The following is a 24,804-nucleotide window of genomic DNA, read 5'->3' on the forward strand; positions in this document are numbered from 1 at the left end:
CTGAGGGAACTTGCGCATGTTGAAGCTCCGACCAGGGCTGAGCGCGCTCGTCGTGATCGCGACGCTCGGCCTGACCACCCCGCCCTCGACGGCGGCCCCGCTCGGCGCGCCCGCCTGCGCGCCCGACACGACCGTCACCACCGACTCGGGCCAGGTGTGCGGGATCGCGGGCGAGGGCCTGCGCTCCTGGCTCGGCATCCCGTACGCCGCGCCGCCCGTCGGCGACCTGCGCTGGACGCCCGCGCGCCGGCCCACACCGTGGCCCGGCGTGCTCTCCGGCACCGGGCGGGGCAGCCCGTGCCCGCAGGCGGAGCTGCTCGGCTCCCCCTCCGAGGATGAGGACTGCCTCAAGCTCAACGTCGCCACCCCCGCCGGGGCGCGGAAGCTGCCCGTCATGGTGGAGTTCCACGGCGGCGGCTTCCGGTACGGCTCCCCGTCCGACGGCTCCTACCTGGCCAGGGCCGGGAACGTGGTGCACGTCGGCGTGGGCTACCGGCTGGGCATTTTCGGATTCCTGTCACACCGGGCGTTCGGCCCGAACGCCGGCAACTACGCCCTGTCCGACCAGCAGGAGGCGCTGCGCTGGGTCCGGCGCAACATCGCCCGCTTCGGCGGCGACCCCGCCAACGTGACGATCTTCGGGGCCAGCGCCGGCGGGTCCAGCGTCTGCGCGCACACGGCGTCGCCGACCGCCAAGGGCCTGTTCGAGAAGGGGATCGTGCAGAGCGGTGAGTACAACTCGCTGCTCGGCGCGAACACCTTCTGGCAGCCGCAGGACTGCAAGGCCGAGCTGCCCACGCAGGCCGAGGCGCAGGCCCAGGGCGCCAGGTTCGCCACCGCGCTCGGCTGCGAGCAGGCCGCCGACCCCGGCGCGTGCCTGCGGGCCCAGCCGGTCAAGGCGCTGCTCGACCAGTCCTCCGACGGGCTCGGCCCGGACCGCGGGACGATCGCGCCCATCGTGGACGGCCGCATCCTGACCATGTCGCCGTCGCGGGCGTTCGCCAAGGGCAGGGTGAACAGGGTCTCGCTCATGCACGGTGTGGGCCGCGACGAGGTCCAGCTCCCGTCCGCCGACACCCCGGCCGAGTACGAGACCCTGGTCCGCCGGCAGTACGGCGCCCTCGCCCCCGAGGTTCTCGCCCGCTACCCGCTGGCCAGGTTCCCCGCGCCCGCGGCGTTCATCGCGTACCGGACGATCGTGGCCGACAGCAACTCGGTCTGCCCGGCGCTGCTCAACGACGAACGGCTGGCAGCGCACCTCCCGGTGTACGCCTTCCAGGTGGACAACACCGACGCGCCCCCGCTGTTCTTCCTCGACCAGACCAAGCCGAACGGCGCCTTCCACGTCAGCGAGATGCCCTTCCTGTACTCCGACGTCAAGGACCTGGACGCCAACCAGCGCTCCTTCGGCGCCCAGCTCGTCGCCCAGTGGACGGGCTTCGCCCGCACCGGCGACCCGACCGCGGAGGGGACCCCGCTCTGGCCCCGTTACACCCGCGCCGACCCCGCCGTCATGTCCCTGGCCCCGGCCGGTGACAGCCAGCTGACGCGGGAGATCGCCAGGCAGCACCAGTGCGCGTTCTGGAACAAGGAGGCGACGTCATGATCCGGCTGTTGACCGCGCTCTGCCTCGCGCTGTTGCAGGGGCCCGCCCCCGCGCAGGCGGCGGCCGGGGGCGACTGGCCCATGTGGCAGCAGAGCCCGCTGGGCTGGCGGCACAACGCGGCCGAGCGGGCGATCAACCCGCGCACGGTCGGCGGCCTCGCGCTGAAGTGGGCCTTCGCCTACCCCAAGGAGGCCGGCACGCCGCGCAGCCAGCCCGCCGTCGTGGGCGACACCGTGTACTTCGGCTCCCCCGAAGGCAAGCTGTACGCCAGGGACGCCGCCACCGGCGCCGCCCGCTGGGAGTTCGACCTGACGACCGTCGGCACCGGCCGCACCCAGGTCCAGGACGGCCCGGCCGTGGCCAGGGGCAAGGTGTACTTCGGCGACGTGCGCGGCTGGTTCTACGCCGTCGACCAGCGCACCGGCCGCCTGGCCTGGGCCCGCAGGCTCGACGACACCGTCACGGCGATCGTGACCAGCTCGCCCCTGGTCTTCGGCGACCGGGTCTACGTCGGCGTCTCCAGCGGCGAGAACATCATCGGCAAGGAGCACGCCTGCTGCACCTTCCGCGGCCACCTCGACGCCATGGACGCCGACACCGGCCGCCCGATCTGGCGCTTCAACACCGTGCCGAAGGCGCGCCAGGACGGCACCTGGCCCAACGGCGTCCCCCGGTACGCCCCCTCGGGCGGCGGCGTGTGGGGCTCCCCCGCCCTCGACCCGCTCACCCGCACCCTGTACGTCGGCACCGGCCAGAACTACACCGGCAGCGCCGGCCACTACGACTCGGTGCTGGCGCTGGACATCGACACCGGCCGGCCGCGCTGGACCCGGCGGATGACCGACGTGGACACCTGGCGGCTGGAGTGCTCGCTGCCCACCCCCGAGGACCGCGAGTACTGCCCCAACTTCCCCGACGGCACCGCGCTCGACTTCGACCTCGGGGCCGCGCCCAACGTGTTCAGGACCGGCGGGCGCACCCTGGTCGGGATCGGGCAGAAGGCGGGCGTGTACCACGTGCTCGACGCCCGTACCGGGAAGGTCGTCTGGCAGCGGCAGCTGTCGAAGCCGATGCCCGGCGGCGGCCTGTCCGGCGTCCAGTGGGGCACCTCCTTCGACGGGGAACGCCTGTACGTGGCCACGTACATGGCCCGGCCCGGCATCCTGTTCGCCCTCGACCCGGCGACCGGGCATCTGCTGTGGGAGACGCCCAACCCGGCCGACGGCTGCGCCACCGGCGGCGCGGCCCAGTACCCGCAGGTCTGCCAGCTCGGCCACACCCCGGCCGTCTCCAGCACGCCCGGCCTGGTGTGGGAGGGCAGCATGGACGGCAAGATGCGGGCCTACTCGGCGCGCACCGGCGAGGTGGTGTGGACCTACGACACCATGCAGGAGGTGCAGGGCGTCAACGGGCTGACCGGGCGCGGCGGGGCCGTCTCGGGCGGCGGCGGGGCCGTGGTGTCGCACGGCATGCTGTACGTCCAGTCCGGGTACTCCTTCACGCCGTACCCGAACCCGTACGGGTCGGTGTTCCTGGCCTTCAGCCTTCCGTAGGGCAGCCTTCCGTAGGGCAGCCTTCCGCAGGGCCCGCCGGGGCGGTCGAGCCGCGTACCACCAGCTCGGTCGCCAGCTCCACGTGGTGGGAGTCGATCCGCTCGCCGGCCGCCAGCCGCAGCGCGGTGCGCAGGGCCGCCCGGCCCATCTCGCGCAGCGGCTGGCGCACGGTGGTCAGCTGCGGCGAGGCCATCCGCGCGATCTGGGTGTCGTCGAAGCCGACGATGCTCAGGTCCTCCGGGATGCGCAGGCCGCGCGACCTGGCGGCCTCCATGACCCCGAGCGCGATCTCGTCGCAGCCGGCGAAGATCGCGGTCGGGGGCCGCGGCAGGTCGAGCACGCTCGCGCCGTTGACCAGGCCGTCCTGGTAGTGGAAGTGGGCGGTGCGGACGTAGCCGGGCGGCTCGGGCGCGCCGGCCGCCTCCAGCGCCGCGCGGTAGCCGTGCAGGCGGGCCTGGTTGCAGGCCGAGGTCGGCGGGCCGCCGATGTAGGCGATGCGGCGGTGGCCGAGGGAGAGCAGGTGCTGGGTCGCGGTCAGGCCGCCGGCGAAGTTCGTCGAGCCGACGCTGGTCACGCTGGTGGTCGGCAGGTTGAGCGGGTCGATCACGACCAGCGGCAGCCGGGCCCGCGACAGCGCCCCGAGCTGCGCGCCGGTCAGCTCGCTGGTCACCACGATGAGCGCCCGCCGCCCGGCGGCGACCAGGTCGCGCGCCCAGCCGCCGGCGCGCTGGTGGCTCTTCCTGATGCTGACGACGACCGACGTCTCCAGCTCGTCGCCGGCCTCGATCGCGCCGTGGATGATCTCGGTGGAGTAGGCGTTGAGGTCGTCGTCGAACTGCACCTCGACCGTGGCGGGGCCGCCCGCCTCGGCGCGGCGCGGCGTGGCGGGCACGTAGTCGTGCTGCTGGAGCAGCGACTCCACCAGCGAACGGGTCGCCGGGGCCACGTCGCTGCGGCCGTTGAGCACCTTGGAGACGGTGGCGACGGACACGCCGGCCGAGGCCGCGACGGTGGCCAGCGTGGCGCGCCTAGGAGCCGGCATCTGTTCCTCCTCGGATCTCCACGGGGGTGACCAGCCGCCTGCCGGCGCCGACCGGCCGCGCCGGCCCGGTCAGCCGGACCACGCCGCGGCACGGCAGGTCGGCGGCGGACGTGCCGACGAGCACCTCGACGTCTCCAGGCTCCACGACGCGCCGCAGGTCACGCCCGGTGAAGGCGGTCCTGTCGGTGTGCACGAGGAAGGAGACCCGGCTGCTCGCGCCCGGTTCGAGGCGGACCCTGGCGAAGCCGGTGAGCTGCTTCACCGGCCTGGTGACCTGGGCGAGGACGTCGTGCAGGTAGAGCTGCACGACCTCGTCGCCGGCCCGGTCGCCGGTGTTGGCGACGGTGACCGAGACGGTGAACTCGCCGTCGGCCGGCACCTCGTCGGCGCTGAGGCGCAGGTCGCCCACCTCGAAGGAGGTGTAGGAGCGGCCGTGCCCGAAGGGGAACAGCGGGGTGGGATCGAGGTTGCTGATGCCCTTGCTGTCGGCTCCGAGCGGGGGCTGCAGGTAGGTGCCCGGCTGCCCGCCAGGATGGCGGGGTATCTGCACGGGAAGCTTGCCTCCAGGCTGGACACGACCGGTCAGTATACCGGCGATCGCCCCGCCGCCCTCCTCCCCGGGCATGAACGCCTGGACCAGCCCGGCGGCTCCGGCGTGCACCTCGCCCAGCGCGTACGGACGGCCGGAGACGACCACCACGACGACCGGCGTGCCGGTCGCGAACAGCTCGGCCAGCAGGTCGGCCTGGAGGCCGGGCAGCCGCAGGTCCTCGGCGTCGCAGCCCTCGCCCGACGTGCCCTGGCCGAACAGGCCGGCCAGGTCGCCCACGACGGCCACGCACAGGTCGGCCTCGCGGGCGGCGGCGGTCGCCGCGGCGAAGCCGGACCGGTCGCCGCCCTGCACCGCGCACCCCGGCTCGTAGGTGATCTCGGCGCCGGGCAGCTCGGCGCGCAGCGCGTCGAGCACGGTCGGGGCCTCGACGCCGAGCCCGAGCCCGGGGTGGCGGGGCAGCACGTGGTTGGGGAAGGCGTAGCAGCCCATGAACGTGCGCGGGTCGTCGGCGCACGGGCCGACGACGGCGACCCGGCCGAGGCCGGCCCGCAGCGGCAGCGCGGTCCCGGCGTCGAGCAGCACGATCGAGCGTTCGGCCAGCTCGCGGGCCAGGGCGCGGTTGGCGGCCGAGTCCAGCTCGGCGTTCTCCACGCCGGCGACCGAGCCCTCCGGCGTCCAGCCGGGGTCGAGCAGGCCGAGCTGCACCTTCTGGGTGAGCAGCCGGCGCGCTGCGCGGTCGACCAGCGACTCGGGAAGCTCGCCCCGGCGCACCCGCTCGACCAGGCCGGCCCCGAAGCCGAGGGTGTCGGGCAGCTCGACGTCCACGCCCGCGGCGAGCGCCTGCGCCCCCGCGTCGCCGGGGTCGGCGGCCACCTGGTGCATGGTCGCCAGGAACGGGACCGCCCAGTAGTCGGACACGACGGTGCCGGTGAAGCCCCACTCCTCGCGCAGCAGCTCGGTCAGCAGCCAGGAGTCGACGGCGGCGGGCACGCCGTCCACGTCGGAGTAGGAGTTCATCACCGAACGGGCGCCGCCCAGGGTGACGGCCGCCTCGAACGGCGGCAGGATCATGTCCATCAGCTCGCGGCGGCCCATCGGCACCGGGCCGTGGTTGCGGGCGGCCCGTGAGGCCGAGTACCCGGCGAAGTGCTTGAGCGTGGCGATCACGCCGGCCTTCTCCAGGCCGCGCACGTACGCCGCGCCGAGCATCGAGACGAGGTACGGGTCCTCGCCCATCGTCTCCTCGACCCGGCCCCACCGGTAGTCGCGCACCACGTCGAGCACCGGGGACAGGCCCTGGTGCACGCCCACGGCGCGCATGTCCCGCCCGATGGCCGCGGCCATGCGCTCGACCAGGTCCGGGTCGAAGGTGGCGGCCCACGCGATGGCCGCCGGGTAGACGGTGGCGCCGTAGGTGGTGAAACCGGTCAGGCATTCCTCGTGCACGACGGCCGGGATGCCGAGCCTGGACAGGCCGACGACCTCGCGTTGCAGGCGCACCACCTCGGCGGCGCCCTCGGCCACCGTCACCGGGACGCTGCCGAACACGCGGGTCAGGTGGCCGAGCCCGTGCCGCGCGGCCTCTCCCAAGGGGACGGTGCCCGAGGCGGCGAAAACGTCCTGCATCGGGGCCACGTTGTGGGTGCCGGTGGCGTCCGGGTCGGGGACGGGGGGCTCCTCCCCGTGCGCCATGTCGTTGCCCACCCACCGGCTGCCGAGCTGGGCGACCTTCTCCTCCAGCGTCAGCTCCTGAAGGAGGGCCTCGACCCGCTCGGCCACGGGAAGCGCCGGGTCCAGCCACGGACCGAGGACCCGATCCGCCGGGGTCCGATCTAGAGCCGTCATGAACTGCACTCCTTCAAGAGTTCCTGCCGCAAATTTTCGAAATGTTTCGAGGCCATGCCCGCCACCTGCACAATGCCGCAAAGCTGATGGAATGGCCAGCTAGTTGCCCGCGCGACAGTACTACACGGGCCCGGCGCCCGCCCAGAGCCGGTTTCCCCGGTAAGGGTCTTGACACGGTAATGGTCGAAATCTAGATTGACGTGCCGCGCGGTCATGTCGCAAATGTTTCGACGAGTTCACTCAAGGGCGAGTGGACGAGCGGCATTGGGGGGTTGCCGATCCGACCGCGGGGCCAACGCGTCCCAAGGACAACCGAGCCGCGGCCAGGCCACGGCATTCGAGTACGGAGATCAGCGTGGAGACCAGGTCAACCTCTCGCCGCACCTTCCTCAGCCTCTCCATGGGGCTGCCCCTGGGAGCCGCGCTCGCCGCCTGCGGCACGTCCGGCCCCACCCGCGCGGGTGGCGGCAGCCCGACCGGAGGTGGCGGCGGCGGCGCCAAGGCCACCTACTGGTACCTGTCGGTCGAGCCGCAGGAAGGCGTGCGCCGCCGGGCGATCGAGCGCTTCAACAAGGCGAACCCCGGCACCCCGATCGAGGGCACGCCGTTCCAGAACGACGCCTACAAGACCAAGATCAAGACCGCCATCGGCGCCGGCCAGGCCCCCACGCTGATCTGGGGCTGGGGCGGCGGCACGCTGCGCAGCTACGTGCAGGCCGGCCAGGTCGAGGACCTGACGTCGTGGTTCGCGGAGAACGCCGCCGTCAAGGACCGGCTGTTCCCCTCCTCCTTCGGCGCGGCCACGGTCGACGGCAAGATCTACGCCATGCCGTGCGAGACCGTGCAGCCGATCGTCCTGTACTACAACAAGGAGGTCCTGGAGAAGGTCGGCGTGCAGCCGCCGACGACCTGGGGCGAGATCATGGACATCGTGCCCAAGATCAACGCCAAGGGCATCGCGCCGTTCTCGCTCGGCGGCCAGTCGCGCTGGACGAACATGATGTGGCTGGAGTTCCTGTTCGACCGGATCGGCGGCCCCGAGGTGTTCCAGGCGGTGTTCGAGGGCCAGAAGGACGCCTGGTCCAACCCCGCCGCCCTCGACGCCCTGACCAAGATGCAGGACCTGATCAAGGCGAACGGCTTCATCAAGGGCTTCTCCTCCATCACCGCCGACTCCAACGCCGACCAGGCGCTGCTCTACACCGGCAAGGCCGCCATGATGCTGCACGGCGGCTGGACGTACGGCGGCATGAAGAACGACGGCGGCGACTTCGTCCCCGGCGGCCACCTCGGCTACATGAACTTCCCGCCCGTGGACGGCGGCAAGGGCGACCCGAGCAACACCGTCGGCAACCCCGGCCAGTACCTGTCGATCTCCGCCAAGGCCACCCCCGAGCAGAAGGAGCTCGCCAAGAAGTTCTTCACCAGCGGCGTGCTCGACCAGACCGAGGTCAAGGAGTGGGCGGACACCGGCGCCGTCCCGATCGTCAAGGGCGCCGACGCGGCCTTCGCCTCCTCCCCCGACGCCGACTTCCTGAAGTTCGTCTACGGCATCGCCAGCAACGCCCAGACCTTCGCCCAGTCGTGGGACCAGGCGCTCAGCCCGACCGCGGCCGAGGTGCTGCTGGACAACATCGCCAAGCTCTTCCAGCTGTCCATCTCGCCGCAGCAGTTCCAGACGAACATGAACGCGGTCATCGGCAAGTGAGCGTGATCCCGATCCCCGCCGGGCGGGGGACGCCGGCGGCCGCCGGGCGAGGGGGCCGCGGCTCCCTGGCCTGGCTGGCCGTCCCGGCGTTGCTGTTCTTCGTCGCCTTCGGCGTGATCCCGCTGATCGGCGTCCTCGTCCTCAGCTTCACCTCCTGGGACGGGCTCGGCGACATCGGCTTCGCCGGCCTGTCCAGCTGGCAGGCCGTGCTCTCCGACCCCGGGCTGCCGCACGCCCTGTGGGTGACGTTCCTGGTGATGGCCGCGTCCTGGGCGCTGCAGACGCCGGCCAGCATCCTGCTCGGGGTGTTCCTGGCCGGTCAGCAGCGCTACCGGGCCTTGTTGTCGGTGTTCTACTTCATCCCGCTGCTGCTCAGCTCGGCCGCCATCGCCATCGCCTACAAGTCGCTGCTCGACCCGAACTTCGGGCTCGGCGCCGGGCTCGGCCTCGACCTGCTGGCCCAGGACTGGCTGGGCGAGCCCGTCCTCGCCTTCAGCGTGGTGATCTTCGTGGTGTCGTGGCAGTTCATCCCGTTCCACTCGCTGATCTACCAGGGCGGCGTGCGGCAGATCCCGCGCTCGATGTACGAGGCCGCCCAGCTCGACGGCGCGGGCCGGGTCCGCACGTTCTTCAGCATCACGCTGCCGCAGCTCAAGTACACGATCATCACGTCCTCGACGCTGATGGTGGTCGGGTCGCTGACCTTCTTCGACCTGATCTTCGTGCTGACCGTGGGCGGGCCCGGCGACGCCACGCGGGTGCTGGCCCTCGACATGTACAAGCGGGGGTTCCAGGCCAACCTGATGGGCCCGGCCAGCGCGATCGCGGTCATCCTCGTCCTCGTGGGCCTGGCGCTGGCGCTGCTGCTGCGCCGTCTGGGCGGCCGCGACGCCTCGGCGAGCCAGCTGGAAGGGGCCTGACATGGCGACGACGCTGACCGAGCCGGCACGGCGGGCCGCCGGCGCGTCCCCGCGGGCGGGCGGGCCGGCCGCGGCCCGGCGCAACTGGGTGGCCGGGGTGGCCGGGTGGATCTGGCTGGCGATCGTGGTGGTGCCGATCTACTGGATCGTCATCACCAGCTTCAAGGAGCAGCGCTCCTACTACGCCTCCAACCCGCTGGCGCCGCCGTCGGAGCCGACGCTCGGGGCGTACAAGGTGGTGCTGGAGTCGGACTTCCCGCTGTACTTCCTCAACAGCCTCGTCGTCACCCTCGGCGCGGTGGTCCCGGCCGTCGGGGTGTCGTTCATGGCGGCGTACGCGATCGTGCGGGGCGGCGGGCGGTTCCTGCGCGGGGTGAACTCGCTGTTCCTCATGGGGCTGGCGATCCCGCTCCAGGCCACGATCATCCCGATCTACCTGATCATCATCCGGCTGCACCTGTACGACTCGCTGCTGGGCATGATCCTGCCCTCCATCGCGTTCGCGATCCCGCTGTCGGTGCTGGTGCTGTCCAACTTCATCAGGGACGTGCCCAAGGAGCTGTTCGAGTCGATGCGGCTGGACGGCGCCACCGACTGGGGCCTGCTCTGGCGGCTGACGTTCCCGCTGACCCGCCCGGCCGTGGTCACGGTGACGATCTACAACGCGCTGACGATCTGGAACGGCTTCCTGCTGCCGCTGATCCTGACCCAGAGCCCGGACAAGCGCACGCTGCCGCTGGCATTGTGGACGTTCCAGGGCCAGTACAGCGTGAACGTGCCCGCCGTGCTCGCCTCGGTCGTCCTGACCACGCTGCCCATCCTGATCCTTTACGTGGTGGGCCGCCGTCAGCTGCTCAGCGGGCTGACCGCGGGCTTCGGCAAGTGAGCGACGGTCCTCCCCCGCGCGGGAGGACCGTCCATCGCCGCGCGCACCAGCGCCTCGGCGTCCCTGGCCAGGACGGCGCGCGCCCGGCCGGTCGCCCTCGCGGTAGCGCAGGGTCGCGGGCCGTACGACGGCGCCGGCGTCGACCGCCGGACGGAAGTCGCCCATCCCCTGCCCGCACCACGTGGTGCCCTCGGGGAAGGCCACGACGGTGTCGCCCGCCCGCAGCGCCCCGGCGACCGCGGCGACCGCCGAGGGCAGGGCGGACAGGCACGACACATGATTGGCCACCACCAGCGCCCCGGCCTCCCCACCTGCCTCCGAACCCCCGGCCGGGTCCCGTGGTTCCTCGGCGACGAGTTCCAGGCGGACGCCGAGGGCGCGCAGCATGAGCCGGGCCCACGTCCCGGTGGCGCGCGCCCGTACGTCGGCGCGCACGTGGCGGGCCGTCAGCGCGACCGGAACCCCGGCCAGCACCACCAGGACCGCGGCGAGCAGCCGCAGCGCCCGGCGCGCCATCCCCGCGCCCAGGACCGCGGCCCGCACGCACATGTCCGGCGTGCACGGGCCCGTACGCAGCCACGGGCCGGTCACGGCGTCCCGCCCAGGAAGTGGCGCAGGTGGCGGGTGTTCACCTGGGCCATCGACAGCAGCACGAAGAAGTCGGCCGTGCCGAAGTCCCGGTCGTGCGCGGGCGGCCCGCACACCCACGCGCCCAGCCGCAGGTAGCCGCGGAGCAGGGCGGGCGCCACGAACCGGTCCGAGCGCGGCGCGCCGTCGCCCGGCCAGGGCACGAGCGGTGTGACCCGGTACTCCTCGGGACCGAGCGGCACCCGCGCGGCCACGCCGGCCGCCAGCGCGCCGCCGTCGTCGAGCGGCACCGAGCAGCAGCCGGCCAGCCACTGGTGGCCGCCGCTCACCATGTACCGGGCGATCCCCGCCCACATCAGCGCGACCACCGCGCCGTCCCGGTGATCCGGATGAACGGTGGTACGTCCGGCTTCGACCAGGTTTTTCCTGATGGGAGCGAGGGCGCGCAGGTCGAACTCGGTGTCGGAGTAGAGCCGGTCGGCCCGTCCCGGCGGCAGCAGCCGGTACGTGCCCACCACCCGCCGCCCCTCCCGTACCAGGAGGTGGTCGCAGTAGGCGTCGAACCTGTCCACGTCGAGGCCGGAGACCGGGCTGTCGAGCCGCGCCCCCATCTCCTCGGCGAAGACCTCGTACCGCAGCCGCTGGGCGGCCCGGAGGTCGGCGGGGCTCGTGGCCATCCCGACCGTGTACCGGCTCGTGTCAAGAGAGATCGTCATGGGCGCGAGTCCTTCCCTGAAAGCGTCTCGCGACCATGTCGTCATGCCGACATGACGGCCGGCTCTCCCGTCGGGGGCACCCGGGCGTCGGAGCGGTGAACTAGCTCGCGGCCTCCCTCTCGCGGTCGCGGCGGTTGGCGTACAGGCTGGTCAGGGTCACCGTGGTCAGGACGACGACGATCACGCCGAGCGAGGCGAGCGTCGGGATCTGCGGCATCCAGTCCCAGACGCCGTGCGCCCAGTGCAGGATGAGCTTGACCCCGATGAAGGCCAGGATGACGCTCAGCCCGTGGTTGAGGTGGCGCAGCTTGGCCAGGACGCCCTGGAGCACGAAGTACAGCGCCCGCAGGCCCATCAGCGCGAACGCGTTGGTGGCGAAGACCAGGAACGGGTCCTCGGTCACGCCGTACACGGCCGGCACCGAGTCCACGGCGAAGACGATGTCCGTGCCGAGGACGGCGATCGCGGCCAGGGCCAGCGGCGTCAGGGCCAGCCGGCCGCCCTCGCGCACGGCCAGCCGGGAGCCGCGGTAGTCGTCGGTGACCGGCACGAAGCGGCGCACCAGCCGGACGCTGCGCATGGAGGAGATGTCCACCTGCTGCTCGTGGCCGCCGAGCACGTCCTTGAGGATCTTGCCGGCGGTGACGATGAGGATCGCGCCGAACAGCAGGAACGCCCACGTGCCGCTCTGCAGCGCGGCGGCGCCGAGCCAGATGAAGATCCCGCGCAGGACGAGCGCGCCGACGATGCCGTACAACAGGACCTGCCGGGCCAGCGCGGGCGGGACCGCGAAGGCCGCCAGCAGCAACATGAACACGAACAGGTTGTCCACCGACAACGACTTCTCCACCACGAAGCCGGTGAAGAACTCCACGGCGACGCCGCCGCCGTGGGCCGCCCACAGGTAGAACCCGAAGATCACCGGCAGGATCAGGTAGAAGACCGACCAACCGGCCGCCTCGCGCATGCGGACCTCGTGCGGGCGCCTGGTCAGCAGCAGATCCAGGCCCAGCAGCAGCACGAGCCCGGCGATCGCGACCAGCCACAGGGTGGGCGTGGCGATGGTGGTCAGGGCGGGGGCAGCCTGGGATATGCCCGTGGGCATGGGTCCTCCTCGAACGCGCGTCATCGTTCGAGGTCTCCTTCGCCCGTGCGCCGATCGCGCGGGCGGCCGCCCGGGGACGTCAGGGACGTCCGTACTGACCGGGCCGGCGCTTGCGAAGTACTCCCCTCGGCCACCTCAGCCTAGGCGATGTCACGACATGTCACCACCTGTTGGCTCCCGCGATCCGCGCGGGCCCACGCGGGGCCGGGTGGCCCCTGCCCGGAGGGAGACGGGACGGTCACCGGCCGCCACCCTGACTCGGGGTCGGAAAAGCGCTGACTGTGCCATTTACCGTTAGGAAACTTTCCTTTATATTTGGGAGCATCCCCCAGCATGAAGGAACGGTGACATGCGCAGAGTATGGACCTTCTTAGCCATGGCGGCGGTCTCCGTCGCCACCGTCGTCGCGCTCTCCCCGCCGGCCTCGGCGCACGGTTACATCTCCGACCCACCGAGCCGTCAGGCCAACTGCGCGGCCGGCAAGGTCAAGAACTGCGGCCAGATCATCTGGGAGCCGCAGAGCGTCGAGGGCCCCAAGGGCCTGCGCAACTGCAGCGGCGGCGACGCCCGGTGGGCGCCACTGGACGACGACAGCAAGGCCTGGCCCGCCGCGACCGTGGGTGACACGGTCAACTTCAAGTGGCTCATCGAGGCCCGGCACGCGACCAGCACGTGGGAGTACTACGTCGGCGGCACCCGGATCGCCCTGTTCAACGACCACGGCAGGGAACCGGGCGCGACGGTGACGCACTCGGTCAGCCTGGGCGGCCGTACCGGGCGCATCAAGCTGCTGGCCATCTGGAACATCGCCGACACCGAGAACGCCTTCTACAACTGCGTCGACCTCCAGGTCGGCCCCGGCGGCCCCACGCCGACGCCCACCCCGACGCCCACTCCGACGCCCACTCCGACGCCCACTGCCACGCCCACCCCGACCCCGACCCCCACGCCCACGGTGACCCCGACCCAGGGTCCGGCCGGCAACTGGACCGCGGGGACCGCGTACAAGTCGGGTGACCAGGTGGTCTACAACAACGTCACCTACCGCTGCGTGCAGCCGCACACGGCGCTGCCCGGCTGGGAGCCGCCGAACGTGCCCGCCCTGTGGCAGCGGGTGTGATCGTCTGACTCCGGTGCACGAAAGGGGTGCGGTCGGCCAGAATCGGGCCGACCGCACCTTCTCTTCTGGAAGGCACCGATCTCTTCTGGAAGGCACCGATGAAACGACTTCTCCTCGTCCTCACCGTCGTCGTGGTGGCGGCGGCCGTCTGGGGCGGCGTCCTGCTGCTGTCGGCCACGGCCGACGAGGGGCAGGGCAGGCAGCGGCTGGCGGTGGCGCCCTCGGTCGTGCGCGAGAGCGTGATCGTCGACGGCGGCGGTCAGGTCGTCGGGAAGCTGGACGCCGACTGCGCGACCGGCCGGTTCCCGGCCTTCTGCCATCGGGTGCGCGCCGAGCTGACCGCGCTCGACCCGCGCCTGCTCACCCGGGGCGGCCTGGTGGTCGCGACGACCCTCGACCCGCGGGCTCAGCAGGCGGCGCAGCGGGCCGTCGAGGCCCGCGTCCGGCCCGGTGACACCCCCGTCGCCGTCGAGGCCATGGTGGCGCCGGGCAGCGGCGAGATCAGGGCGCTGGCCGCCAGCAAGGGCGACGGGGCGCACGGGTTGTCGCAGGGCTCGACGGCGATGGCGTACACGCTGGCCGCGGCGCTGTCCGGCGGCTTCCGCTACGACGACGGCTTCCCCCGATCCCTCTCCTACCAGGCCGCCGGCCAAGAGTCCTTCACCAACTGCAAGGGCCAGAACATGGGCGATCCCGCCTTCACCTTCACCGACCGCGTCGGCGGGAGCGGCGGCGCGTTCACCACCCTGCGCTCGGGCGCCCGCGCCGCCCAGAACACCTTCTTCATGCGGCTGGAGGAGCGGATCGGCCTCTGCGCGACCGTGCGCGCCGCCCAGCGGCTCGGCCTCTCCCGCTTCGACGGGATGCCTCTGCTGGAGTACGAGGCGTTCACCCTCGGCGGTAACGAGACGGACACCGTCACCGTCGCCGCCACCTACGCCACGCTGGCCGCCCACGGCCTGCGCTGCGCGCCGCGGGCGGTCAAGGAGGTCCGCGACGACTCCGGCAAGGTGCTGCACGCCCTCGGCCCCCGTTGTGAGCAGGCGCTGGAGGCCGCCGTCGCCGACGCGGTGACCGGCCTGCTGCGCACCGACGGCCTCGGCCGGGACGCGGCGGGCCTGGCGAGCAGGATCACCGACTACAAGTCGACCTGGTACGCCGGTTACACCCCCGACCTGGCCGCCGCCGTCAGCCTCGGCTTCACCGGCGTGCCGCCGACGCCCGCGCTGACCGACGTCCCCATCGGCGGACGCCGGCACGACGTCGTGGACGGCACCACGATCCCCGGCCCGATCTGGCGGGCCTCGATGACCGAGGCGCTGCGCGGGGTCCCGGAGACCCGGTTCCCGGAACCGGACACGACCCGCTTCGGCGGCTGCCGCCTAGCCTGCCCGAAGTAGGAGGCCCGCGGTCAGCGGGCGAGGAGTTCGGCCAGGCGGTTCATGGAGTGGGCGCCGCCCTTGGGGCCGTCGGCGCGCACGATCGCGTCCCGGGCCTCGACGGACGGGTGCACCGACCGGGCCACGTACCGGGTGCCGCCGCCGGTCTCCTCCAGCCGGACGGTCTCCAGGGCCACCTCGCCCGGCGTGCCCTCGAACTCCCACGTGCGCACGTACCGCTCCGGCGGCACGACGGCGTGGTAGACGCCGCTGAAGGCGTACTCCCTGCCACGGGCGTCGATGTTGACGAATCGCCACCGGCCGCCCGGCGCGACCTCCATGGCCTCCACCCGGGTGTCCAGCCAGTGGGGGCCCCACCAGCGCGGGATCAGCGCCGGGTCGGTGACGGCCCGGAACACGACGTCCCTGGGGGCGTCGAAGGCCCGGATCATGATGATGTCCTGGCGGCCGGGTTCGATGACGAATTCGGTCTCACCCATGGTCACGTCCTTCCTGGCTGCGCCGGAGGTTCCTGATCTCCTGGTCGAGCCGGTCGAAGCTGCCGGTCCAGCGGTCGCGGTAGCGGTCGATCCACGCGGAGGCGCCCTCCAGCGGCGCCGTCTCCAGGCGGCACGGCCGCCACTGCGCGTCGCGTCCGCGGCTGATCAGCCCGGCGCGTTCCAGCACCTTCAGGTGCTTGGACACGGCCTGCAGGCTCATGTCGAAGGGCTCGGCCAGCTCGTTGACCGTCGCCTCGCCGTCGGCCAGCCGGGCGAGGATGGCCCGCCGGGTGGGGTCGGCCAGGGCGGCGAAGGTGAGGCTGAGCTGGTCGTCGGGCATCGGTGCGTACGTTCCTTCCAGGGCGGCGCTGACCCTAATGGTCCACGATCGCGCCGCAGGAGACGTTCACGGTCGCCGACGTCATGGTCCTGGCCCGGTCGGAGGCGACGAACGCCGCCACGTCGCCCACGTCGGCGAGGGTGGCGAGCCGTCCGAGGAGGGTGGGCTCGCGCAGCTCCGCCTCCAGCGCGTCCTTGCCCGGGTACGAGGCGGGGATGCTCTCCGGCACGCCGCCGGTGATCAGGGTGACCACGCGCACGCCCTGCCGCCCGGCCTCGCACGCCCACTGGCGGCGGATGCCTTCCATGGTGTCCAGCGACACCTTGAACCCGCCCAGCCCCGGCTGCGTCTGCGGTCCGCCGCCGCCGAACAGCAGGACGACGCCCGACCCGGTCATGTGCCGCACGGCCGCCCTGATGGTGAGGAACTGGGTGCGCGCGGCGACCTGGATCGGCCGCAGGAAGTCCTCGACGGAGATCTCGGCCAGCGGACGCTGCACGTCCTGGACGGAGACGGCGTTGAACGAGACGTCGATGCGGCCCTCGCGGGCGGCCACCGAGCCGGTGAACGCGTCCACGGCCTGCTCGTCCAGCGCGTCCACGAGGGCCGTCTCCGCCGTGCCGCCGGCCGCGCGGACGTCGTCGGCGACCTTGTCGAGCGGGGCCCGGGTGCGGCCGGCCAGGAAGACGCGGGCGCCCTCACGGGCGAAGGCGCGGGCCACCGCGCCGCCGATCGAGCCGCCTCCGCCGTAGATCACCGCGACCTTGTCCTGAAGAAGCATCTCCACCTCCTTGTTCAACCTTTTGGTTTATCAACCTATAGGTTGATTACGGGGCGGTGTCAAGAACTGGACACTTCTGGAGGCTCTACCCGATCTTGTCAGGACCCCGGAGCGGTGTTACCTCTTGCGGGACGGGCGTCAATCGCGCGTCTTCTGCACCCAGGAGGAACTGTGTCGAATGGACCCTGGTTACGCAGCGCCGTGATCGCCCTCGCGGTCACCGCTGCTGCCCTCCCCATGACCGGCGCCGCGCGGGGCGAACCCGGCGGACAGGCCCCGATCGTCCACGACTTCCAGGCCGAGCAGCACGGCAGGCCGGACCTGGACAACCGGCAGGGCCGGGTCCCGCCGCCCGCCGGGGTCGCCGCGCGGGCCGCGGGCGCCGAGATCCGCTGGAACGCCCTCGGCACCCCCGCCGTCGTCACCGGCGCGGCGCCGCTCGCCGAGGGCCTGGGTGAGGACCCCGAGAAGGCCGCCCGCGCCTACCTGGCCGCCAACGAGCCGCTGTTCGGCCTGTCGGCGGAGGAGGTCGCCGGGCTGGAGAAGGTCGCGGTCAACCCGCTCGGCGCCGGTCACGCCGTGCTCCTGCGCCAGAAGTTCGGCGGGCTGCCCGCGGGGGTGGACGGGCTCGTCGCGGTCGGCGTCGCGCACGGGAAGGTGCGGCACGTGACCTCCTCGCTCGCCCGCGAGCAGGCCGCGCCTCCGGCCGCCGCGATCAGCGAGGCGCGGGCCCTGGAGATCGCGGCCCGCGACGGCGGCATCGACCTGGCCACGGCGACGACGAAGCAGGTCACGAAGGTGGCCGTGCCCGCGCCGGACGGCGTGCACAGCGCGTACCAGGTGGTCCTGATCGGCGGCGGGGAGGGCGAGGCCGCGGCCTACACCACCCACGTGGACGCGGTCAGCGGCGGCATCCTCACCCGCGAGAACCTGGTCGACCAGTTCGACCCCGAGAACCCGCGCTGGGCCGCCTTCCCGGCCAACCCGCCCGGCGACTACTCCTCCACCGACACCCGGCGGACCTGGTGCCAGGCGGCCGGCCCCGGCTGCGACCTCGCCACCGGCGGCGACCCGGCGACCGGCCGCCCCTGGGACGTCGACCACGCCACCGGCACGCCGACCCTGACCAGCGCGGGCAACGCCACCCGGACGTACGAGAACCGCGCGAACGGCGACCCGTTCACCGTCGGCACCCGCGCGAACGCGCCCTCCCCGGACCGCCGCTACGTCTACCCGTGGCGCAACACCTGGAACCGGGCCAAGTGCGACCCGGCGACGTTCGACCAGCCGGGCGAGGCGGACCTGGAGGCGGCGATCGCCAACCTCAACGTCATGCACAACCGCATGCACGACTGGTCCTACCGGCTCGGCTTCACCGAGTCCGCCTGGAACATGCAGGTGGACAACGGCGACCGCGGCGGGCTCGGCAACGACCCCGAGCAGGGCAACGCCCAGGCCGGGGCGCGCGTGTCGTCGGTACGCGACAACGCCAACCAGATCACCGGCCCCGACGGCGTCGCCCCGATCACCAACATGTACCTGTGGCAGCCGATCGCCGGTTCGTTCTACTCCCCCTGCGTGGACGGCGACTACGACATGTCGGTCATCGGCCACGAGTACACCCACGCCATCTCCGGCCGCATGATCGGCGGCCCGAACGCCGGCTGGAGCGGCGCGCAGGCGGGCGCCATGAACGAGAGCACCTCCGACCTGTTCGCCATGGAGTACCTGAACGAGTACGGCTTCCGCTCCTCCGGCGCGACCCCGTACGTGATCGGCCCGTACGTCACGGGCGACCGCGCCCGCGGCATCCGCAACTACGACATGTCCAGGTCGCCGCTGAACTACAGCGACATCGCCTACGACCTGGTCGGCGCGCAGGTGCACGCCGACGGCGAGATCTGGACCGCCACCCAGTTCGACGTCCGCGAGGCGTTCGTCAAGCGGTACGGCAAGGGCACGCCCGCCCGGCAGCGCGACTGCGCCGACGGCAAGGTGGCGGTGGACCGGTGCCCGGGCAACCGGCGGTGGGCGCAGCTCTCGTACGACGCCCTGCTGCTGATGGCCTCCGGCGCGGTCAGCTACGTCGATCACCGGGACGCGATCCTGGCCGCCGACGCCATCCGCTTCGACGGGGCGAACCAGGACATCCTGTGGCGGGCGTTCGCCGAGCACGGCCTAGGCAAGGGCGCGGCCAGCAACGGCCCGAACGACCCCGACCCGACGCCGAGCTTCGCCGACCCGGCCGGCCGCAACGGCCTCCTCCAGCTCAAGCCGCTCGGCGAGGCCAAGGACGCGGCCCTGCGGCTCTACGTGGGCGACTACGAGGGCCGCGCGGTGCCGGTCGCCGACACCGACCCGGCCACGCCGCTGGGCGACACCGTGGAGATGACGCCGGGCACGTACCGGTTCGTGGTGGCGGGGGCCGGGTTCGGGCACACGCGGCTGACGTTCCCGGTGGTGGCCGGGGTGAAGCTGCCGCTCCCGCTGTCACCGCCGCGCAACCTCGCCTCGGCCGCGGCGGGCGCGACGGCCACCGGCGACGGCGTCAACCAGGCCCGGCTGATCGACGACACCGAGGCCACGAACTGGGCCTCGCGCACCGGCGCGCCGGCCGGCCGGTCGGTCGTCGTGGACCTGGCGGGCGATCGCCCGGTCACGGTGCGCAGGGTCCAGGTGAGCGCGATGCTCAGGCCCGACGTCGGCGACGCCGCCGACCCGGGCGGGCAGAACAGGTTCTCGGCGCTGCGCGCGTTCGAGGTGCTGGCCTGCGCCGCCGACTGCGCCGACCCGGCGAGCTTCCGGAAGGTCTACACCAGCCCGGCGGACGCGTTCGACGCCACGCTGCCCCGGCCGCGCGGCGCGGACCTGCTGGTGCGCTCCTTCCGGGTGCCGCCGACCAGCGCCACCCACCTGATGTTGCGGGTGGTCAGCAGCCAGTGCACCGGCAACCCGCGTTACGCGGGCGAGCAGGACGCCGACCCCGGCTCCGCGACCGACTGCGCCACGGCGAGCCCGGCGCGCGAGCAGGTGCGGGCCGCCGAGTTCCAGGCGTACGCCCACTGACCCGGCGGCGGTCCGGCTGACCGACCGGCCCGCCGCTCCCAGGAGCGGGCCGGGCGGTCAGCTCGTGGGAACGGGCCGGGCCGTCAGAACGGGTAGTGGGCCTGTTCGGTCGCCAGGGTGATCCAGCGGGTGTTGCTGAACGCCTCCAGGCCCCACCGGCCGCCGAAGCGGCCGTACCCGGAGGAGCCGGCCCCGCCGAAGGGCGCCTGCGGCTCGTCGCCCACGGACTGGTCGTTGACGTGCACGATGCCGGTCCGCAGGCGGCGGGCCACGCGCAGGCCGTGGGTGCCGTTCTCGGTGATGATCCCGGCGGTCAGGCCGTGCTCGGTGTCGTTGGCCAGGGACACGGCCTCGTCGTCGGTGGCGAAGGTGCCGACCACGCACACCGGGCCGAACGCCTCGCCGTAGTACAACCTGGCGTGCTTGGACACGCCGGTCAGCACCGTGGCCGGGTGCACCGCGCCCTCGGGCTCGCCGCCTCCGGCCAGCACCGTCGCGCCCTTGTCGACCGCGTCGGCGACCAGGCCGGCCACCCGCGCCGCGGCGTCCGCGCTGACCAGGGGCCCGATCACCGTCTCCGGCCGGGACGGGTCGCCGGAGGGCAGCGCGCGCACCTTGTCCGCGAACCTGCGACCGAACTCCCCGGCCAGCGACTCGTGCACCAGCACGCGGTCGCCCGACATGCAGATCTGGCCCGCGTTCATGAAGACGCCGAAGGCGGCGGCGTCCACGGCGTGGTCGAGGTCGGCGTCGTCCAGGACGATGATGGCGTTCTTGCCGCCCAGTTCGAGCAGGGCGGGCTTGAGGTGGCGGGCGGCGTGGGTGCCGATGATCCGGCCGACCTCGGTGGAGCCGGTGAAGTTGACGGCGCGTACGCGGGGGTCGGCGATGAGCGCCTCGGCGATCACGGCGGCGTCGGCCGGGTCGTTGGTGACCACGTTGAGCACGCCCGCGGGCAGCCCGGCCTCGTGCAGCAGGTCGGCGACGAACAGGCCGCAGGCGATCGGCGCGTCCTCGCTGGGCTTCATGACGACGGTGTTGCCCGCGGCAAGGGCGGCGGCCACCGAGCGCACGCCGAGGATGATCGGCGCGTTCCACGGGGAGAAGGCGGCGACCACGCCGAGCGGCTCGCGTACGGCCAGGCCGAGCACGCCCTCCTCCTGCGCGGTGAGCACGTCGCCGCGCGGCGCGGTGATGGCGGCGGCGGCCTCGCGCAGCATGTTCGCGGCCAGCCCGACGTTGAACAGGGCCCACGGGCGGGTGCCGCCGACCTCGGCGGCCATCAGCGCCACGGCCTGCTCGCCGCGTTCCTGGAGCAGGTCGGCGGCCCTGAGGAAGATCGCCCGGCGGGCGAACGGGCTGGTGGCGGCCCAGCCGTCGAAGGCGGCCTGCGCCGCGTCCACGGCCGACGTGACGTCCTCGACGCCCGCGGCGGCCACGGTCGCGTACACCTCGCCGGTGTACGGGGCCAGGTCGGAGGTCGTACGGCCGCCCTGCGCGGGGACGTTCTTGCCGCCGATCAGCAGGTCACGGGTGATGGTCATGTGGTCTCCCCTGATATCTCGGTCAGGACGCGCTGGGCGACGCCGAACGCGGCGTTGGCGGCGGGCACCCCGCAGTAGATCGCGCTCTGCAGCAGCACCTCGCCGATCTCGTCGGCCGTCAGTCCGTTGCGCACGGCGGCGCGGACGTGCATGGCCAGCTCGTCGAGGTGCCCGTGCGCGACCAGCGCGGTGAGGGTGACGCAGCTTCTGGTGCGCCGGTCGAGGCCGGGCCTGGTCCAGATCTCTCCCCAGGCGTAGCGGGTGATGAGGTCCTGGAAGTCCCTGGTGAAGGCGGTGGTACGGGCGACGGCCCGGTCGACGTGGGCGTCCCCGAGCACTTCCCGGCGCACCCGCATGCCGGGGGTGGCGGGCAGGTGCGCGAGCAGCGCGGCGGTGACCCGTTCCGGCTGGTCGACGCCGGCCAGGTGGGCCGCGCCCGGGACCTCGACGAGCGTCGCGCCGGGGATGCCGTCGGCCAGCTCCCTGGCGTGCGCGGGCGGGGTGGCGGGGTCGTCGCGGCCGCCCAGGACCAGCGTCGGGACGGCGATGCCGGGCAGCTCGGCGCGCAGGTCGTAACCGGCCAGGGCGTCGCAGCAGGCGGCGTAGCCGGCGGGGTCGGCGGCGGCGAGGTCGTCCAGGAGCGCCTGGTCGGGGGGTCCGGCGAACCAGCGTCCGGCCGTGGGTTCCAGCAGCGGCGCGGTGCCCCGCTCGCGGACCAGCGCCGCCCGCTCGCGCCAGCCGCCGGGCTCGCCGAAGCGGGCCGAGGAGCAGATCATCGCCAGGGACAGCAGGCGTCCGGGGTGGCGCAGGGCGAGTGTGGCGCCGATCGCGCCGCTGATCGAGATGCCGGCGTAGTGGAAGGCGTCCAGGCCCAGGTCGTCGGCCAGTTCCAGGACGAGCCCGGCCAGGCCGTCGATCGTGGACACGCCGAGGGACGGCGAGCCGCCGTGTCCCGGCAGGTCGAAGCGGACCACGCGGAACCGGCGGGCCAGCGCGGCGACCTGCGGCTCCCACACCCGGGCCGAGGTGCCGACCGACGGGCCGAGGACGATCGGCTCACCGTGTTCCGGGCCGTCCACCCGGTGCTGCAACAACGTCACTCCTCCTCCAGCGCCCGCTTGACCAGGGCGGCGGCGGCGCCGGGCGGTCCGGCGACGGTCAAGGCGGCGCGCATGCGCCCGGGATGCACCCGCAGGTCGGCGACCAGTTCCGCGGCGTCGCGGGCGGAGCCGGCGACCAGGCGCAGCGCCTCGCGCAGCGGCTGCCATTCGGCGTGCCAGGCGCCGGGCGGGCGTTCGTCCTCGGCGGCCATGGAGGCGTACAGGACGGCGGCCTGGGCGGGGACCTGGCGGGCCGCCGCGGCGATCATGGTGGCCCGTACGGGATTGTGCTTGTGCGGCATCGACGACGAGCCGCCGCCGACGCCCTCGGACACCTCGCCGATCTCGGTACGCGACAACACCAGCACGTCGGCGGCCAGCTTGCCCAGCGCCCCGGCCGTGAACGCCAGCGCCCCGGCCAGGTCGGCGACGGGGGTGCGCAGCACGTGCCAGGGCAACGTCGGCGCCGCCAGCCCCAGCTCGCCGGCGAACCGCCGGACCACCTCCAGCGCCTCCTCCCCTCCGCCACCACCGGGGGTGGCGGAGTCGGCGTCGGGGTCGGCGGGGGCGGTGAAGCGGTCGAGGGTGCCGGCCGGGCCGCCGAGCTGGGCCGGGAGGGCCTCGCGGGCGGCGCGCAGGCGGTCTCCGGCGTCGATGGCCAGCTTCCGCCAGCCCGCCGCCTTGAGCCCGAACGTGGTCGGCACGGCCTGCTGGGTAAGCGTACGGGCGGCCATGAGGGTGTCGCGGTGGGCCCGCGCCAGCGTGGCGAGCCCGGCGACCACCCGGTCAAGGTCGCCCAGGACCGGCCCGAGCGCCCGGTACGCGACCAGCATGAGCGCGGTGTCGAGAATGTCCTGACTGGTCGCGCCCGCATGCACGTGCTCCCCGTACGGCCCGGCGGCGGCGCGCAGGTCGGCCACCAGCGGGATGACCGGGTTGCCGCCCGAACGGGCCCGCGCGGCCAGCCCGGCCGGGTCGTACAGCTCGGCGCGGGCCGCGGCGGTCACGGCGTCGGCCGCCTCCAGGGGCGCGCGCCCGAGCCCGGCCAGGACCCGGGTCAGCGCGGCCTCGGCGTCCAGCATGGCCTGGAGGACCGCCACGTCGCCGGTCGCCTCGACCCCGCCACGCATGGGCGAGAGCAACCCGAGATCCCCCGAACCACCCGCGACGGGGTCAGCCGAAGTCAAGGAAGACCGTCTCCTTCTCGCCCTGCAGATGGATGTCGAAGCGGTGGACGCCCTCCCGCTCCTCCACCGCGACCAGCGTGCGTGCCCGCTCGGGCGGCAACGAGTCGAGGAAGGCGTCGGGCCGCAGGTAGATGCGGGTGAACAGGTGGTGGAGCAGGCCGCGGGCGAACACGCACACGCTGATGTACCCGTTGCCCGGCTCGACCGTGCGCAGGGTCCAGTGACCGTCGGCGTCGGTGGGGACGCGGCCGAACCCGGTGAAGTCGACGCCGTGCCGGCCGATGACCGCGCCGTCGACCGGGTCGCGGCGCAGCGAGCCGGGCGCGCCGGACAGGTCGCCCGTGGGGTCGGCCTGCCAGAACTCCAGCAGCGCGTCGGGGATCGGGTCGCCGGCGCCGTCGTAGACGCGGCCGTGCACGGTGATGCCGCCGGTGGCGAGGTCGCCGCCACCGGGGAAGGGCAGCGCGTAGCCGTAGAACGGGCCGACCGTCTGCGAGGGCGTGGGGTTCATCGGCCTTCCTCCATCCAGGTCGCGGCGGGCCCGTCGAGCACAATGTCCCACCGGTAGCCGAGCGACCACTCGGGCTTGGACAGGTCGTGCGCGTAGGTGGAGACCAGCCGCCGGCGGGCGCCGTCGTCGGTGACCGACTGCAGGATCGGGTCGTAGGGGAACAGCGGGTCGCCGGGGAAGTACATCTGGGTCACCAGCCGCTGGGCGAAGGCCGTGCCGAACAGCGAGAAGTGGATGTGCGCGGGCCGCCAGGCGTTGAGGTGGTTGCGCCAGGGGTAGGGGCCGGGCTTGATCGTGGTGAAGTGGTACTCGCCGTCGTCGCCGGTCAGGCAGCGGCCCACGCCGGTGAAGTTGGGGTCGAGCGGCGCCGGGTGGTCGTCACGCTGGTGCAGGTAGCGGCCCGCGGCGTTGGCCTGCCAGATCTCCACGAGCTGGCCGCGTACCGGACGGCCCTGGCGGTCGAGCACGCGGCCGGTCACGGTGATCCGCTCGCCCAGCGGTTCGCCGAGGTGCTGCCGGGTCAGGTCGGAGTCGAGCGCGGTCACGTCCGTGACGCCGAACACCGGGCCGGACAGCTCGCTCGCCTCCGGGTCCTTCAGCGCGACCAGCGGCTGCTTGGGGTGACGCAGCAGGGTGCTGCGGTACGGGGCGTAGTCGCGCGCGGGGTGGTCGGCCGGCCGGTCGCCGCGGGCCTCGCTCAGCGCGGCGATCTCGCGGTCGATGTCGGCCTGCGTGAGTGGTTCGGACATGGACG

At 73.2% G+C, this 24,804-nt stretch carries 20 protein-coding genes; 8 read left to right on the forward strand and 12 right to left on the reverse strand.

Going from position 1 to position 24,804, the window contains the following annotated elements; all coding sequences use genetic code 11:
- The first annotated feature begins 16 nt into the window (after positions 1-16).
- Both ACWCSU_RS38140 and ACWCSU_RS38145 read left to right on the forward strand, forming a co-directional pair.
- Positions 17-1,606, forward strand: coding sequence for a carboxylesterase/lipase family protein (locus ACWCSU_RS38140; RefSeq protein WP_449941701.1), 1,590 nt, complete (start codon positions 17-19; stop codon positions 1,604-1,606).
- Positions 1,603-3,159 carry an outer membrane protein assembly factor BamB family protein gene (locus ACWCSU_RS38145; protein WP_449941703.1) on the forward strand — a complete coding sequence of 519 codons (1,557 nt, stop codon included), beginning with the start codon at positions 1,603-1,605 and terminating at the stop codon, positions 3,157-3,159. The genes ACWCSU_RS38140 and ACWCSU_RS38145 overlap by 4 nt, the downstream gene beginning before the upstream one ends.
- On the opposite strand, the gene ACWCSU_RS38150 is transcribed toward ACWCSU_RS38145, so the two are convergent.
- Together ACWCSU_RS38150 and ACWCSU_RS38155 are read right to left on the reverse strand one after the other, a co-directional pair.
- Positions 3,146-4,201, reverse strand: coding sequence for a LacI family DNA-binding transcriptional regulator (locus ACWCSU_RS38150; RefSeq protein WP_449941704.1), 1,056 nt, complete (start codon positions 4,199-4,201; stop codon positions 3,146-3,148). The two genes, ACWCSU_RS38145 and ACWCSU_RS38150, sit on opposite strands and share 14 nt — an antisense overlap.
- Positions 4,188-6,599: a glycoside hydrolase family 3 N-terminal domain-containing protein gene (locus tag ACWCSU_RS38155; RefSeq protein ID WP_449941706.1), complete on the reverse strand. Its 2,412-nt coding sequence runs from the start codon at positions 6,597-6,599 to the stop codon at positions 4,188-4,190. The genes ACWCSU_RS38150 and ACWCSU_RS38155 overlap by 14 nt, the downstream gene beginning before the upstream one ends.
- Positions 6,600-6,954: 355 nt before the next feature.
- Between ACWCSU_RS38155 and ACWCSU_RS38160 the strand changes: the two genes are divergently transcribed.
- Genes ACWCSU_RS38160 through ACWCSU_RS38170 form a run of 3 tightly spaced genes read left to right on the forward strand, consistent with a single transcriptional unit; the run spans position 6,955 to position 10,113 of the window.
- Positions 6,955-8,307: an extracellular solute-binding protein gene (locus tag ACWCSU_RS38160; protein WP_357693582.1), complete on the forward strand. Its 1,353-nt coding sequence runs from the start codon at positions 6,955-6,957 to the stop codon at positions 8,305-8,307.
- Complete coding sequence (locus tag ACWCSU_RS38165; protein ID WP_364087228.1) at positions 8,304-9,227, forward strand: carbohydrate ABC transporter permease; 924 nt, start codon at positions 8,304-8,306, stop codon at positions 9,225-9,227. The genes ACWCSU_RS38160 and ACWCSU_RS38165 overlap by 4 nt, the downstream gene beginning before the upstream one ends.
- 1 nt (position 9,228) lies before the next feature.
- Positions 9,229-10,113, forward strand: a complete 885-nt coding sequence (locus ACWCSU_RS38170; RefSeq protein WP_364087226.1) for a carbohydrate ABC transporter permease — start codon at positions 9,229-9,231, stop codon at positions 10,111-10,113.
- Between the two features lie 587 nt (positions 10,114-10,700).
- Here ACWCSU_RS38170 and ACWCSU_RS38175 read toward each other — a convergent pair.
- Both ACWCSU_RS38175 and ACWCSU_RS38180 read right to left on the reverse strand, forming a co-directional pair.
- Positions 10,701-11,417: a GNAT family N-acetyltransferase gene (locus tag ACWCSU_RS38175; protein ID WP_449941707.1), complete on the reverse strand. Its 717-nt coding sequence runs from the start codon at positions 11,415-11,417 to the stop codon at positions 10,701-10,703.
- Between the two features lie 100 nt (positions 11,418-11,517).
- Positions 11,518-12,522 carry a TerC/Alx family metal homeostasis membrane protein gene (locus ACWCSU_RS38180; RefSeq protein WP_364087220.1) on the reverse strand — a complete coding sequence of 335 codons (1,005 nt, stop codon included), beginning with the start codon at positions 12,520-12,522 and terminating at the stop codon, positions 11,518-11,520.
- 349 nt (positions 12,523-12,871) lie between these two features.
- Here ACWCSU_RS38180 and ACWCSU_RS38185 point away from each other — a divergent pair, with 349 nt between their 5' ends.
- On the forward strand, positions 12,872-13,642 hold the full coding sequence (locus tag ACWCSU_RS38185) for a lytic polysaccharide monooxygenase (RefSeq protein ID WP_449941710.1): 771 nt from the start codon (positions 12,872-12,874) through the stop codon (positions 13,640-13,642).
- 98 nt (positions 13,643-13,740) lie between these two features.
- A complete protein-coding gene (locus tag ACWCSU_RS38190) occupies positions 13,741-15,042 on the forward strand; it encodes a hypothetical protein (protein WP_449941712.1) in 1,302 nt (433 codons plus the stop codon).
- Positions 15,043-15,053: 11 nt separating this feature from the next.
- Here the strand turns inward: ACWCSU_RS38190 and ACWCSU_RS38195 are convergent, their stop codons facing one another.
- Genes ACWCSU_RS38195 through ACWCSU_RS38205 form a run of 3 tightly spaced genes read right to left on the reverse strand, consistent with a single transcriptional unit; the run spans position 15,054 to position 16,642 of the window.
- The gene (locus tag ACWCSU_RS38195; RefSeq protein WP_449941713.1) at positions 15,054-15,521 is read right to left on the reverse strand and encodes an SRPBCC domain-containing protein; all 468 of its coding nucleotides are present in this window, start codon (positions 15,519-15,521) and stop codon (positions 15,054-15,056) included.
- Positions 15,514-15,861 (reverse strand): ArsR/SmtB family transcription factor, encoded by a 348-nt coding sequence (locus tag ACWCSU_RS38200; protein WP_364087210.1) that lies wholly within the window; start codon positions 15,859-15,861, stop codon positions 15,514-15,516. The genes ACWCSU_RS38195 and ACWCSU_RS38200 overlap by 8 nt, the downstream gene beginning before the upstream one ends.
- Before the next feature lie 34 nt (positions 15,862-15,895).
- Complete coding sequence (locus ACWCSU_RS38205) at positions 15,896-16,642, reverse strand: SDR family NAD(P)-dependent oxidoreductase (RefSeq protein ID WP_364087208.1); 747 nt, start codon at positions 16,640-16,642, stop codon at positions 15,896-15,898.
- 171 nt (positions 16,643-16,813) lie between these two features.
- Between ACWCSU_RS38205 and ACWCSU_RS38210 the strand changes: the two genes are divergently transcribed.
- Complete coding sequence (locus ACWCSU_RS38210; protein WP_449941715.1) at positions 16,814-19,708, forward strand: M36 family metallopeptidase; 2,895 nt, start codon at positions 16,814-16,816, stop codon at positions 19,706-19,708.
- Between the two features lie 83 nt (positions 19,709-19,791).
- On the opposite strand, the gene ACWCSU_RS38215 is transcribed toward ACWCSU_RS38210, so the two are convergent.
- Genes ACWCSU_RS38215 through pcaH form a run of 5 tightly spaced genes read right to left on the reverse strand, consistent with a single transcriptional unit; the run spans position 19,792 to position 24,799 of the window.
- Positions 19,792-21,252, reverse strand: coding sequence for an aldehyde dehydrogenase family protein (locus ACWCSU_RS38215; protein WP_449941716.1), 1,461 nt, complete (start codon positions 21,250-21,252; stop codon positions 19,792-19,794).
- Positions 21,249-22,346 carry a bifunctional 3-oxoadipate enol-lactonase/4-carboxymuconolactone decarboxylase PcaDC gene (gene pcaDC, locus ACWCSU_RS38220; RefSeq protein WP_449941800.1) on the reverse strand — a complete coding sequence of 366 codons (1,098 nt, stop codon included), beginning with the start codon at positions 22,344-22,346 and terminating at the stop codon, positions 21,249-21,251. The genes ACWCSU_RS38215 and pcaDC overlap by 4 nt, the downstream gene beginning before the upstream one ends.
- A gap of 2 nt (positions 22,347-22,348) precedes the next feature.
- Positions 22,349-23,539 carry a 3-carboxy-cis,cis-muconate cycloisomerase gene (pcaB, locus tag ACWCSU_RS38225; protein WP_449941718.1) on the reverse strand — a complete coding sequence of 397 codons (1,191 nt, stop codon included), beginning with the start codon at positions 23,537-23,539 and terminating at the stop codon, positions 22,349-22,351.
- Complete coding sequence (gene pcaG / locus ACWCSU_RS38230) at positions 23,526-24,050, reverse strand: protocatechuate 3,4-dioxygenase subunit alpha (protein WP_449941720.1); 525 nt, start codon at positions 24,048-24,050, stop codon at positions 23,526-23,528. Before pcaG ends, pcaB begins: the two co-directional genes overlap by 14 nt.
- Positions 24,047-24,799 carry a protocatechuate 3,4-dioxygenase subunit beta gene (gene pcaH, locus ACWCSU_RS38235; RefSeq protein WP_449941721.1) on the reverse strand — a complete coding sequence of 251 codons (753 nt, stop codon included), beginning with the start codon at positions 24,797-24,799 and terminating at the stop codon, positions 24,047-24,049. The genes pcaG and pcaH overlap by 4 nt, the downstream gene beginning before the upstream one ends.
- Positions 24,800-24,804: the final 5 nt, after the last annotated feature.

It is taken from the genome of Nonomuraea sp. NPDC001699, assembly GCF_053596455.1.

Bases quoted from the DNA above. Each gene is read 5' to 3' on its own strand.
- ACWCSU_RS38190 (WP_449941712.1), top strand. From the start codon at position 13,741: ATGAAACGACTTCTCCTCGTCCTCACCGTCGTCGTGGTGGCGGCGGCC.
- ACWCSU_RS38180 (WP_364087220.1), bottom strand. From the start codon at position 12,522: ATGCCCACGGGCATATCCCAGGCTGCCCCCGCCCTGACCACCATCGCC.
- ACWCSU_RS38170 (WP_364087226.1), top strand. From the start codon at position 9,229: ATGGCGACGACGCTGACCGAGCCGGCACGGCGGGCCGCCGGCGCGTCC.
- pcaH (WP_449941721.1), bottom strand. From the start codon at position 24,799: ATGTCCGAACCACTCACGCAGGCCGACATCGACCGCGAGATCGCCGCG.
- ACWCSU_RS38205 (WP_364087208.1), bottom strand. From the start codon at position 16,642: ATGCTTCTTCAGGACAAGGTCGCGGTGATCTACGGCGGAGGCGGCTCG.
- pcaG (WP_449941720.1), bottom strand. From the start codon at position 24,050: ATGAACCCCACGCCCTCGCAGACGGTCGGCCCGTTCTACGGCTACGCG.
- ACWCSU_RS38140 (WP_449941701.1), top strand. From the start codon at position 17: ATGTTGAAGCTCCGACCAGGGCTGAGCGCGCTCGTCGTGATCGCGACG.
- ACWCSU_RS38150 (WP_449941704.1), bottom strand. From the start codon at position 4,201: ATGCCGGCTCCTAGGCGCGCCACGCTGGCCACCGTCGCGGCCTCGGCC.
- ACWCSU_RS38155 (WP_449941706.1), bottom strand. From the start codon at position 6,599: ATGACGGCTCTAGATCGGACCCCGGCGGATCGGGTCCTCGGTCCGTGG.
- ACWCSU_RS38200 (WP_364087210.1), bottom strand. From the start codon at position 15,861: ATGCCCGACGACCAGCTCAGCCTCACCTTCGCCGCCCTGGCCGACCCC.
- ACWCSU_RS38215 (WP_449941716.1), bottom strand. From the start codon at position 21,252: ATGACCATCACCCGTGACCTGCTGATCGGCGGCAAGAACGTCCCCGCG.
- ACWCSU_RS38195 (WP_449941713.1), bottom strand. From the start codon at position 15,521: ATGGGTGAGACCGAATTCGTCATCGAACCCGGCCGCCAGGACATCATC.
- ACWCSU_RS38185 (WP_449941710.1), top strand. From the start codon at position 12,872: ATGCGCAGAGTATGGACCTTCTTAGCCATGGCGGCGGTCTCCGTCGCC.
- ACWCSU_RS38175 (WP_449941707.1), bottom strand. From the start codon at position 11,417: ATGACGATCTCTCTTGACACGAGCCGGTACACGGTCGGGATGGCCACG.
- ACWCSU_RS38145 (WP_449941703.1), top strand. From the start codon at position 1,603: ATGATCCGGCTGTTGACCGCGCTCTGCCTCGCGCTGTTGCAGGGGCCC.